This window comes from Nostoc sp. DedQUE05 (assembly GCF_034530955.1).
In the GTDB taxonomy this organism is placed as follows: domain Bacteria; phylum Cyanobacteriota; class Cyanobacteriia; order Cyanobacteriales; family Nostocaceae; genus Nostoc.
In genome coordinates this window covers 39,722-51,888 of the sequence record NZ_JAVRCB010000017.1, presented here as the reverse complement: position 1 = coordinate 51,888, position 12,167 = coordinate 39,722, and the positions used below count along the sequence as shown (strand labels likewise).

The 12,167-nt window shown below is 40.7% G+C and carries 6 protein-coding genes; 4 read left to right on the top strand and 2 right to left on the bottom strand.

The features are described 5' to 3' along the window. The first annotated feature begins 1,027 nt into the window (after positions 1-1,027). On the top strand, positions 1,028-1,750 hold the full coding sequence (locus RMZ42_RS14790; protein WP_104908003.1) for a response regulator transcription factor: 723 nt from the start codon (positions 1,028-1,030) through the stop codon (positions 1,748-1,750). 79 nt (positions 1,751-1,829) lie between these two features. Here RMZ42_RS14790 and RMZ42_RS14785 read toward each other — a convergent pair whose 3' ends face one another. Further along, positions 1,830-3,194, bottom strand: coding sequence for a lipid-A-disaccharide synthase-related protein (locus RMZ42_RS14785; protein WP_322672102.1), 1,365 nt, complete (start codon positions 3,192-3,194; stop codon positions 1,830-1,832). Positions 3,195-3,436: 242 nt separating this feature from the next. On the opposite strand from RMZ42_RS14785, the gene RMZ42_RS14780 reads away from it, so the two are divergent. From RMZ42_RS14780 to RMZ42_RS14770, 3 genes are all read left to right on the top strand, one after another. Next, entirely contained in the window at positions 3,437-5,512 is a 2,076-nt protein-coding gene (locus tag RMZ42_RS14780; protein ID WP_322672101.1) for an outer membrane protein assembly factor, read from the top strand. Positions 5,513-6,046: 534 nt separating this feature from the next. After that, complete coding sequence (locus tag RMZ42_RS14775; RefSeq protein ID WP_322672100.1) at positions 6,047-8,281, top strand: hypothetical protein; 2,235 nt, start codon at positions 6,047-6,049, stop codon at positions 8,279-8,281. Between the two features lie 13 nt (positions 8,282-8,294). Beyond that, positions 8,295-10,601: a hypothetical protein gene (locus RMZ42_RS14770; protein WP_322672099.1), complete on the top strand. Its 2,307-nt coding sequence runs from the start codon at positions 8,295-8,297 to the stop codon at positions 10,599-10,601. A 20-nt stretch (positions 10,602-10,621) separates the two neighbouring features. On the opposite strand, the gene RMZ42_RS14765 is transcribed toward RMZ42_RS14770, so the two are convergent. Further along, positions 10,622-11,824 (bottom strand): FtsW/RodA/SpoVE family cell cycle protein, encoded by a 1,203-nt coding sequence (locus RMZ42_RS14765; RefSeq protein WP_322672098.1) that lies wholly within the window; start codon positions 11,822-11,824, stop codon positions 10,622-10,624. Between the last annotated feature and the right edge of the window lie 343 nt (positions 11,825-12,167).

Genomic DNA, 12,167 nt, shown 5'->3' with positions numbered 1-12,167 from the left:
CTGTTGGATATTCAATCTGGTTAATTTCCCAGATGGTAACTAAACTCCTAACAAATGACCAATGTCCTGCAAAAAATTAGTAATTAACAACCAGACACCACTGATATAAAGTAAAATAAAATACTTTACCAAGCTTAAAACAATTGTAGATGAGTGAGGAAGCCACCGTCGTCAGTCATTGGTGAGAGTTGCATCCCATTATCATGTACCATAAGCTTGAACAGTTTTACTATCAGGTTAGTTAGACTAAATAAATAAAAAAGTACTATCTATACCTATTTGTGAATCTGAAGTAATCCTACCTCCTGAAATTTCGACAATTTTCTTAGCGATCGCCACATCTGTGTTAGTATTTATCCAGGTATATTGAACTTATAGATGTTCGCAAAATTACCAAAGTTTAATTCCGAAGAAAGGTTCCCGACAAAAGTTAGGCAAAAATTCAAAACCTAAAAGGGGAGAGGTTCGCACAGAGCGGCTTGTATTATATCCTGTGAAAAGTCAGACGGATAAGTTCGTTAAAAAGGACTACGAATTACTTTGTTGTTTATGATTTCAGAAAATTTTAACGCTGGCTGATTCCCTTCCTTCTATGAGGATCTCTATTGGCTCTATCAATCGGATGAATCCAAAGGTTTGATTAAAAATTGTTCCCAACCATCTTTTACTTTCTCGTAAAGCAACTTTCACACGGTGTAATTTTTTCATTTTCGTAAGCTTTTTTTAAAGTTTGCTCCAAAATAATAGTAATTAACGGATGCAACATGACAATTCAAAGCTGAATTATCAGCAAGGAACAGCAATTTGGCATTCGTTTCAATATTTCATACTTTTTGTGTAAGTATCTATATATCTCCAGCTAGATTTGTCCTCTATCTAAATGTAAAAATTTTGGCTACTTGTTATTTCTATCGGTGGATGCAGACAGGTTGAAATATCATCTATCTTGAGTTTGGGAAAATAATAGATAATAGTTACAAAAGGCAATATTTTGAAAGATGCAAACAGCGCAAGAGTGAGTGTAGCAATGAATGAAATTAGTATTATTTTAATTGAAGATCATGACTTAACGCGAATGGGGCTACGAGCAGCATTACAGTCTCATAGTGCATTGAAAGTAATTGGGGAAGCGGCAAATGCTACTCAAGGGTTAAAACTTTTAGAAACGGCAAAGCCAGATGTAGCGGTAGTAGATATCGGCTTGCCTGACATGGATGGCATCGAACTCACTCGTAAATTCAAACGCTCCCAGGCTGAAAATGGGCAATCTACTACAAAGATTCTCATCTTGACAATGGATCATACAGAGGATGCTGTACTTGCAGCTTTTGCAGCTGGCGCTGATTCTTATTATATGAAAGAAACCAGCATCAGTAAATTAACTGAGGCAATTCAAGCAACTCACGGCGGTAACTCTTGGATCGATCCGGCAATTGCCAACGTGGTATTGCGGAAGATGCGCCAAGGTATTCCTGGAGAAAGTCAAGGTTCTGACAAGCCGAAGACTGTAAAAATTGAAGCGCTGGCGACAGAATACGAGCAAGTTTTGGAAACATACCCTCTGACTCAACGGGAACTGGAAATCCTAGAGTTGATTGTAGCTGGGTGTAGTAATGGTCAAATTGCCGAGAAACTTTACATTACAGTTGGTACTGTAAAAACCCATGTTCGTAATATTCTAAATAAACTATGTGCTGATGACCGTACCCAAGCTGCTGTGAGGGCCTTACGTTCGGGGTTGGTGGCGTGAGGAATTAGGGACAAGGGAGATGAGGGGACAAAGGGGATAAGGAGAATAACCTGCCACAATGCCCCATACCCACTGCCCATTATCCCAATTTTTCCCGCAAGCAATTAGCAATACGTAGTGCTGCTCCCGGTTTACCCATGCGTCGCCCACCATTTTCTGCAATAATTTGCAAATTATCAGGGTTTTTGAATAGGGATTGTACAACCTTCGCTACATCTGCTGGTCGATCGATTAAAATCAAAGACGATCCCAGTAGACGACTTTGAGATTTAGCAAAGCCAAGGTTGTATTGTGGGCCATTACCGGGAATTGCGATCGCAGGTTTGCCTAAACCGATAAACTGTTCTGTGGCTGTACCTGCCATTGCGATCGCTAAATCTCCCAAATGCAAGCAATCATTATAAGCTTGTTGTGTTAATAGCAGATAAGCATTTCTTTGTTTAAATGTCAAGACATTTGGATCGCTTAGTTTGATAGGAGATGCTGATTCAGCGCGCCAGCCTTGGGATTGCACACTTTGGGATAAAATATTAGAGTCTAAACCAGGAGCGATCGCACCTAAAAACACTACTTTGTTAGAACTATAAAAGATTGAATCTCGCTGTTGAAAACTTGTCATCAATGCAGATACAGCAATCATAATTGTTTCCCAGTTAGTGTATGCTTCTGGCGGACGAGAACCAGGAAGAAGAGTCACTACAAAAGGTCGAACTGTCTCTTGCTGTTGGATATTCTGACTATAAAATTGTTGGCGTGAAAACCTCGATTCTAGACCATCCATCATCGGATTACCCAAATAGAAAGCTGGAATTGGCCATTGTTTTAATGTTTCTGTGGTCAGCGCATCTCTCAGGAACACAGCTTTACAACGACGACGACTCATTAACCAACGTTCCCAAGGATGGTAAACTGAACCAGAAAAGTTTTCCCAACCCGCGTCTTTAGATTTTCGTGGTAATAATCCAGCTTCATCTCGCACATAATATTCAGATTTTGCCGTACCGACAAAAGCATAATTAGCGCCACTAAATGTTGCAAACAACAGCGGCAAAATATCTCCTACTGCTAAAATCGCTCTTCTATTACCTAATTTTTTTTGGGAACTTACCCAACGGCGAATAGCTTTAATTTGGCTGAGGGTAAGTTGCAATAAACCACCGCGTACATCCCGCGCTAATTCGCGGCCATCCATATAAATAAAGCCGCCAGAAGGCATATTCAGGACTGAACCGATAAAGGGGATATCCAACTGTTCATAAGCACGTCCTTCACCCACCAGAGGCAAAGCAAATATCTCTGGTGGGTTTGGTTGTTGTTGGAGTTCTTGCAAAATCCGAACTGCAATCATGTCTTCCCCATGACCATTACTTAATACAAGTAACCGCAAAGGAGAAGTTGCGGATTGGGAGTTAGAAGCTAAAGATGACCGAGATAGATTACTCATAAGAAACAAAATATCAAAATTAACTGTCTGTTTGGGTAAGAGGTATAAATAGAGAAATCGACAAGGAAGCTGGAAGTTAGTATTTCCCTATTCCTTTACTTCCCTACAACTAATACCAATTTTGGATAGGAATGTAATTGTTTGAAATTTCTAGAACAGCCTTTTGGTCAATACTTTTAATCAAAAATCTAAAATCTAAAATCCAAAATTAGTATAACTCCCAGTTAATTAGGTTAAATATTATGCGAGTTTCTGCTACTGCAATTTTTACATTAGCTACATTAGCTACTGGCAATATTACTCAGCAAGCAACGGCTGCACCTGCTAAAACCGTTACTCCAACTCCAAAAGCTGGTAACTTGGTGGTACCGATAATTGAAGACACTCCCGCACGGGTAGAGACAATTGCTTCCCCAGAAACTATAGTTGCACAACAATTTTCTCAAAATCCTGTCGCCGTGCAAACAGGTGCAAACAAAAATTCCCCAGTAGTCTTAAAATCAACAGACAAGGGAAATTCATCAGTAACGCTTCTTCCCACTCCCTCTTTTTCCCCTTCATCCCCCAAAACTCCTGCTACTGAAAGCGATTTGGTAGTCAGAGCTACAGATGTACGGGTGGTGGGAGCCAATCAAGAATTACAGCAAATCATTGGCCAGGTAATAAAAACCCAGGTGGGTGGAGAAACCAGTCAAAGCCAGCTGCAAAGAGATGTAACAGCAATTTTAAATACAGGTTTATTTAGTAGTGTCAGTGTGAATAGCTTTAGCACTCAGGCTGGATTGAATGTAGTATACCAAGTTCAACCAGTGATTGTGCGATCGCTGCAATTATCTGGTGCTAAAGTACTTACCTATCAAGTCGCTCAACAACGTTTGCAATCTCAGATTGGAACCACTATTAGTCCCAGTGGATTGCAACAAGCAGTAGCACAAATTAACAAGTGGTACGCCGACAATGGTTATAACTTAGCGCGGGTGCTATCAATTAAACCCAGTTCTCAAGGCATTCTCACTGTGAATGTCGCTGAAGGTTTGGTGAGTGATATCAAATTTCGCTTTGTCAACGATGAGGGTAAAACCCTTGATAGCAAGGGAAATCCCGTCGGAGGACGCACCAAAGCAGATTTCTTACAACAACAACTCAAGTTGAAACCCGGTCAAATTTTCCAAGAAAATGTCGTTAAACAAGACATTCAACAACTATATCGGACTGGTTTATTTGAAACTGTGAATGTTGCTTTAGAAGGTGATGCAACAAAACTTGATTTAGTTTACCAACTCAAAGAAACTGGGGCGCGTGGTGTTAATTTGGGTGGGAGTTACAATGCCGATCAAGGATTGGTAGGTACAATCAGCTATCAAGATCAGAATGTCGGTGGTGTTAATGATACTTTAGGTGTGAATGTTGGGGTAAGTAGCCGAGACTTACAATTTAATACCAAATTTATTAGCCCCTATCGAATAACTAACCCCGATCGCTTGGGCTACACTGTAAATGGTTTTCGTAGTCAGGAACTTTCGGAAACCTTTGATGACAAGATTAAGCTAGCTAACGGCGATAAAGTGCGAGAAGGTCAAATTGGCGGTGGTGTCAGCTTGCAGCGACCAATTGACGATTGGAATACCTCATTAGGATTAAACTATACCCGAACTAGTATTCGCGATCGCCAAGGTAATATTACCCCAACTGACGTTCAGGGCAATCCCCTCTCTGCGAGTGGAACTGGTATTGACGACCTAACTACCGTATCCTTCACCGCCACCAAAGATAAACGAGATAATCCCCTCAATCCAACTCAAGGTTCCGTTCTAAGTCTGAGTACAGAACAATCTATACCCATCGGCGAAGGTAATATTTCCCTCAATCGCCTCAAAGCTAACTACAGCCAATATTTACCAGTGCAGTTATTTAACAGCAAACAGCCACAAGTATTTGCGGTGAATGTCCAAGCCGGTACCGTCCTTGGGAATTTACCGCCCTACGAAAGTTTTAACTTGGGTGGTTCCAACTCGGTACGCGGTTACGATTCTGGCGAAGTTGGTAGTGGTCGCAGTTATGTATTGGCTTCGGCAGAATATCGTTTTCCCGTCTTACCAATCGTAGGCGGTGTGTTGTTTGCCGACTTCGCCTCAGATTTAGGTTCTGGTGATACTGTATTAGGAGATCCGGCAGGTGTACGGGATAAACCAGGTTATGGTTTTGGTTATGGGGCGGGAGTGCGATTAAATTCACCACTAGGCTTAATTCGGGCTGACTATGGCATTAACGACCAGGGAGAAAGCAAAGTGCATCTGGGAATTGGGCAGCGATTTTAATTTGAGTTCAGGCGTTGCTGAGAAAGTCATATCCAGAAATTAAATATGCGTTATCCGAAACCCTTGTAGAGACGTAGCAGTGCTATGTCTCTACAAGGTTTTTGGGTCATACAGCAGATTTCAAGTTGGTGAGGTACACAAGCAAGCTAAATCTGTTACCCAGGTATAAAGCGTGTTTTATATCATGTCCGCTTGATTGCTTATTAAACCCGAAGAACCCCACCCCGCCAAAGCTACGCCTTGTCTCCCCTCCCTGCAAGCGGGGAGGGGTTGGGGGTGGGGTGTAATGACTGTGGTTAGCATAACTAATTATGCGGACATGATATTACTCCTGAATTCTGAATTCTGCTGTATATGTATTAGCGATCGCCTTTGAAAATGACTTTTATAAATTGGCCAATTTATTACACAATATTTAATAGTATATAAATTTCAATAATCAAAGAAAAAAAGCTATTGTCACGTTTTCACGAGACATTAATTTTTTAATAGCGCTAGTCATGCAGAATATAAAAAAATATTATAAGTAATAGCATGGAAAAAAGTGTTATTAATGCCAGCCTTTCTACTCAAAACCTAATCTTTCGTCCAGGTGATACTCCTGTATCATTTGAGGTAACTGTTAATAATGACAGCGATCGCTTCGTCAATTTTCAGATAGAAATTACTGCGGCAGGAGAAATCCGCAACACAGGATATCGCTGGTATAGACTCGAACCAGAGGTAGCGGCAGCCAAGCCACCGGGCAGTAGTACCATCTTCCAAGTATTCGTATTCAATACACCCATGCCGGGATTTGTTGGTACTGTCAACCTGATGGTAAACATTTTTTCACCGCAATTAGCACAACAGTCCAGACTTGTGCTACGCCTGAAAATCGAGCGAGACAACAGACCAACACATTTAAGTGTAGAATTACCTGTACGAGAGTTCCAAGTTTATCCCCGCAATTCTGTCGATATACCAGTACGGGTGCGGAACTTGGGGCAACAACCAACTGAGGTAATGCTGCGTTTTGCAGGCGTCGATCCGTCTTGGCTGGCTGGCAGTGCAGAACGCCGATTACCTTTAGATCCGGGTGGTTTAGCAGAAGCTACATTCCAATGCCAACCTCCTTCTGTAGTGCAAGCGCCCAGTCAAAATTACCCTTTTACTATTGAAGCTGTTAGCAATAATGGTTATCCAACTAATGCTGGAGGCAACGTTGAAGTGTTGCCAGTGGGTTTTATAGACTTTACTACCACCGAAAAACACCTGAAAATCCCCAATAAATCGGCATGGTTGCCTGACTGGAAATCTGATACAGCTTCCTTTGAATTACTATTTAAAAACGCTAGCAATCTCAATCAGCAAATTAATGTACAAATGCAGGGTAGAGATTGGCGAAAATGTAGTTTTAAAAAGCTTCCTGAAACCGCTAATCTGCATCTAGGAGAGACAAGTAAAGTCATCCTTGATGTTAAAACAAAACGTCCTTGGATTGGAATCGGCAAAACTCTATTATTAGAGGCTAAATCGGAATTATCCGATCAACGTTTAGGCAGTACAGACCCAGCCACGCAGACATTAGAAGTAGAGACTCTGCCAATTATACCTTTATGGCTACAATTGGCTGCGATCGCACTATTAGCCGCACTCCTCGCATTAATCTTGCAACCAAAAGGAGTAATGCATACCCGTTCTGTCAACTCAGTGCGCTTTAGTGGCATTGGTTTATCTGTGGTCAGTGGGTCAGATGATTGCACCTTAAGATTTTGGAGAATTGGTGCTGATAGTTTAGACCCCGATGATACTGTAAGATACGCTGGGCAGCCCCTTGCTTGCGACCAAGCACAACAGCCTAAAGGCTTGATGGCCATTACCGATGACGCTGTAGAAGTCTTGCGCTTCATGCCATTACAAAATAATCGCGCTGCTGTTGGTTTAGATAATGGTGTAATTGAACTCAGAGATGTTCCTTCAGGTACAAAGATTAGCCAACTTCAAGACCTTAAAGATCCTAAAGCAAAAGGCGATCGCGTTTTTGACCTAGCTTTCACCTCAAACTCACTTAACTTATTCAGTGGGTATGGCAGTGGTAAAGTCAGACTATGGTCAAGACCAGCGCCTAACAGCGATTTTCTGCCAGAACCGCAAGTTATTGACGTACAAAGTAGATTGAAACTCTCAGGTTTCCAAGTCCGGGCATTAAATCTCAGCCCAGATGCAAAAACTCTAGTAATTGCTGGAAACTTTAAGCGTTTTATATTGTGGCAGTGGAATCAAACTCAATCTAATAAACAATTCCCAAGTTTATCGGTGCAAAATCTAGAAAAACTAGACCCATTAGTTGGGCCTGAAGATTATATTTGGGGATTAGCTTTTGTTCCTGACTCAACAGGAAAAATCCTCGCAACTTCTGATTCTGCGGGATTTATTACCATTTGGGATTTAAATCAGTGTCAAACTCTCAAAAATCCGAATCCGCTAGAAAAAGTAAATGAACTTAATTGTTTACAACTAGACCGTTGGTCAGCATCAAAAACATCTGTGCGGACTCTAGCATTTAGTGACGATGGGAGTCTCTTAGTAAGTGGTGGCGATGATGGACGAGTCGTAGTTTGGTACTTAACTCCCGAACATAAGCTTGACAAAACAAGAGCAGCAGAAGGTAAAACAATTTACCAAAGCTCTAAAAAAATCAATAGTATCGACTTGAAAACCAATCAAGGAACCATGATTGTGAGTGGTGGTGAAGATTTTCAGGTCAAATTACACCGCATCAAATAAGGGAATCAATGACATGCAAGCTAAATTCAATCCACTGCAAGTTATTATCAACCCACCTGGAATTCAATTTGGGATGCCAGGAGATACCATTGAACTTTATATTGTTGTAATCAATCAGGGAAATCAAAGTGCGGTTATTGACTTATATTTTATTTTTGACGAAGTATTTCAAAATTTAACCGGCTGGTCTAGTTCTCCTAGAGAAAGTTTAGCATTAGCTCCAGGGCAAAATAGCGACGAAGTCAGATTTGAGTTTCAAATCGCCGCAAATGCTCTCCCAGGAACCTATGACTATACACTAGTCGTAGATTCTCCTCTACATTATCCACAAGATACTCCCATAACTTTCGCAAACCAAATTAAGGTTCTGCTAAAAGAACAGACTGCAATTCGGGTGAACGACCCAACATTTTCCATCAGACCTAACACCAACCCCAACAAACCGTTAATTTTCAATCCTAGTGAGCCTTTGCAAGTGGAGGTAATAGTTGACAATCGCTCTTATCTCGTAGACAGATTCCGCTTGAGTTGTCCAGATTTAGACGATGACTGGTTCACAATTAATTATCCTGCGACTGGATTTGAGGGGCCAGGATTAGTGTCTGACGTGACTGCATTAGAACTCAATCCTGGTACGCAAGGTCAAATATTGTTGAAATTTCACCCACCTGGAGATACCCTTGCGGGAAGCTATTCGCCGACAATCCGCTTGTATTCAGAAAACTCTCCAGATTTAGTACTGCTGGATTTGGTGTATATCCAAATTCCGACAAATTATCGCTTAGATATAGAACTTAATACCATCTTGGGACAAGTTAGCCGTAGTCTTGGCAAGTACGAATTATCACTAGCTAACCAGGGCAATATTGTCCGCGAACTAATATTAAACTTAAAAAGTCGAGACGAAGAAGAACTATATACTTACAAATTTGATCCTACTGAAGTCAGATTATTACCTAATAGAAGTACTGTGGCTAATTTGACGGTCAAACCCAAACCTTGGTGGCGACGACCGTGGTTTGGTGCAGGGCTAGCGATCAACTTTCAACTCAATATCAAAGACCAACAAAATTTACCTCTACCGAACACACTACCTCAAGGAACTTTGGTATGGAAACCCCGCCCTTGGTGGCAATTTCTTCTGTTAGTTTTGGCAATTTTGGGGTTATTGGGAGGGATAGGATTTATCATTTGGCGAATTTTAAACCCCGATCCTTTGAGATTAGAAAATTTTAGTGCAAATGACTCTCAAATTACTGAAGGTGATGAGGTAGCTTTAAACTGGGAAATTCATCAATATAAACAGTTAAAAAAGTTAGTTTTGACGGCTAAAGGTTCCCAACCTATTCAGCCGATTACTTATGACTTTAGCAATGGTATTCCTGAAACACTGGGTAAAGTAAGTGCTAATGAAATCCCTGCTTGTCAGGTACAAAATAAACAAGAATTAATTTGTAGCAACGTCAAAACTGGAGTAAAAACAAAAGGTAATTACACTTTTGAATTACAAGCTTTTTATCACAATGGCATACAAATATTTTCCCGAAATAACCAAGTAGCAGCGCAAAGTACCCAAGTAGAAATTGCAGAAAAACCAATTGCATCAGTAGTTAATTTTCAGCTAGATAAGCCACAGTACACAAAAGGTGAAAATATTCTTTTTAGTTGGACAATTGCACGTCCATTATTGCTGTCACAACTACAGGTTGTTGGCAATGCAGATGATGGTACATCTTATGGTAAACCAGTTACTTACAAATTTAATCAAGGCAATATTACAGACCCTAAACTTAAAAAACTATGTATACAACAAAATCAACAATTGCAATGTAAAAATATTCCTTTATTAGCAAATAAAGTGGGAAGTTTTGCATTTGAAATCAAAACTGTTTCTAACAATGGAAGCGACAAAATTAGTTCTAAAAAAGCTGAATCAAAAATTCCAATATTACCCAAACCATTTAAGATTGTCTATTTCAAAATTAACGGTAGCGAACAACCAAATTTGGTTCTCAATGAAGGAACATCTGCTATTCTGAGTTGGAGAGTAGAGGGAGAAAATATTCAGGTTAAACTTCTACCATACGGCAATGACGTTCCAGCAGTTGGTTCAACGAAGTTTTTAGTAAATCAAGCCTTCCCCGCTCAAATCGGACTGCTAGTCAATGATATATCTGGTAAGCAACAACCCCAGCAAAGAGGATTTGCAATCACAGTCCTCAAAAAAGTAGTGCCTACTCCTATACCTAGCTTTAACCCAATTCCACCTACTCTGCCACCTAGCAATAGTCCATTTAAGACTCCCTTACCTCAGAGGTAACTTTTTGGGCATTTGCTAGCTCAATTCCTGGTTTTATGAAAAGCTCGGCGTCTGCGCCCATTTTCAAGTTGAGGTTTTCGCAACGGTACTACCTCAGCTTCATTACTCTCACGTGCTACCCGAATCAACAACCCAGCAGCTATTAAACTGGCAATCATAGAATTACCACCATAACTAAACATCGGTAAAGGTAAGCCAGTAGTCGGTAGAGAACCTGTAGCAACACCGATGTGGAGCAATGATTGTCCCACCATCAAAGTCGTCACACCGATCGCTACCAATCGATGTACTATATTTTTAGCCTTCAGCGCCACAACTAATCCGAGAGTAGCGAATGTAGCTAAAAGTACCAACAACACCATACTGCCAACAAAGCCAAACTCTTCAGCAAACACCGCAAAAATAAAATCGGTATCTTGAATTGGTAAATAAAACAGCTTTTGTTGAGAAAGCCCATATCCAGCTCCCCAAGTTTTACCAGAACCCACAGCTAGTAGACTTTGCACCAACTGGTAGCCATCTCCTGTAGCATCCGCCCAAGGATTGAGGAATGACATTACCCGTTTACGCTGATACTCTTTAATACTAATACTGAGTAGCGCCAACATTACTCCACCAATTGCTGTTCCTCCCAGGTACTTGTAAGGTAAGCCAGCTGCTAAAGCAATTAGCCAGATGGTCATGCCGCAAAGTGCCGTTGTACTCAAGTTAGGCTGGGCAAGAATTCCTAAAAGTACCAAACCAAAAACGCCCAACCAAGCGAAACGAACCCGCCAACTAATTCGTTCCCATTGACCAAAAAGCCGCGCACTTTGCAACACTAAAAAGGGTTTAATTAGTTCTGAAGGTTGAATCGGAATTGGCCCGATCGCAATCCAACGCGCTGCATCAAAAGCTTTTCTTCCCAATCCTGGGATCAGTGTGACAAAAATTAACCCCAAAAATAGCAACAAAAACCAATGGGATAGTCCCAAAATTTTCTGCAACGGTGAATTAACAACAATATTGAATCCAATTAAGGAAACTAAGACCCAAAGCAGTTGACGTTTAAAGTAATACAAACCATCATTCTGACGGGCATCAGCGACAGGATATGATGCTGAAAATAGCATGATCAAGCCGACGAACAGCCAAATCAAGGTTAACCAGCGCAAGAACCGCGCTTCTAATGCCCAGTTGGAGACTGAACTATCAAAAATTGGAATCAGGTGGCGTAGATTCACGATCGGTACAGGTAAAAAGTTAGAAATTAGGAGTTAAAAATAAAACTCATAAATCATAACTTATAACTCATAAGTAGGCTTTACAACCATAAATATTAGAGTTGTTAACTTCAATACACCACTAGTTCAATAATTTCTGACAAATTGCCATTTCTACTTTGCGCTATAAAAGTAGTATTTTATACTTAAAATTTAGGGTTCTATAGTTAAGAGCGATCGCTGGAAAATTGGCTAAAGGTTGGAAAAGAAACCTAATTGTGCTTGATGAAACTATTGAACAGGCTAAGAATAGACAGAATGCTGACGCTCCAGTTCCACTTTATACTCGCGGGTATCGTCTTTT

Bases quoted from the DNA above. Each gene is read 5' to 3' on its own strand.
- RMZ42_RS14790 (WP_104908003.1), top strand. From the start codon at position 1,028: ATGAATGAAATTAGTATTATTTTAATTGAAGATCATGACTTAACGCGA.
- RMZ42_RS14770 (WP_322672099.1), top strand. From the start codon at position 8,295: ATGCAAGCTAAATTCAATCCACTGCAAGTTATTATCAACCCACCTGGA.
- RMZ42_RS14785 (WP_322672102.1), bottom strand. From the start codon at position 3,194: ATGAGTAATCTATCTCGGTCATCTTTAGCTTCTAACTCCCAATCCGCA.
- RMZ42_RS14775 (WP_322672100.1), top strand. From the start codon at position 6,047: ATGGAAAAAAGTGTTATTAATGCCAGCCTTTCTACTCAAAACCTAATC.
- RMZ42_RS14780 (WP_322672101.1), top strand. From the start codon at position 3,437: ATGCGAGTTTCTGCTACTGCAATTTTTACATTAGCTACATTAGCTACT.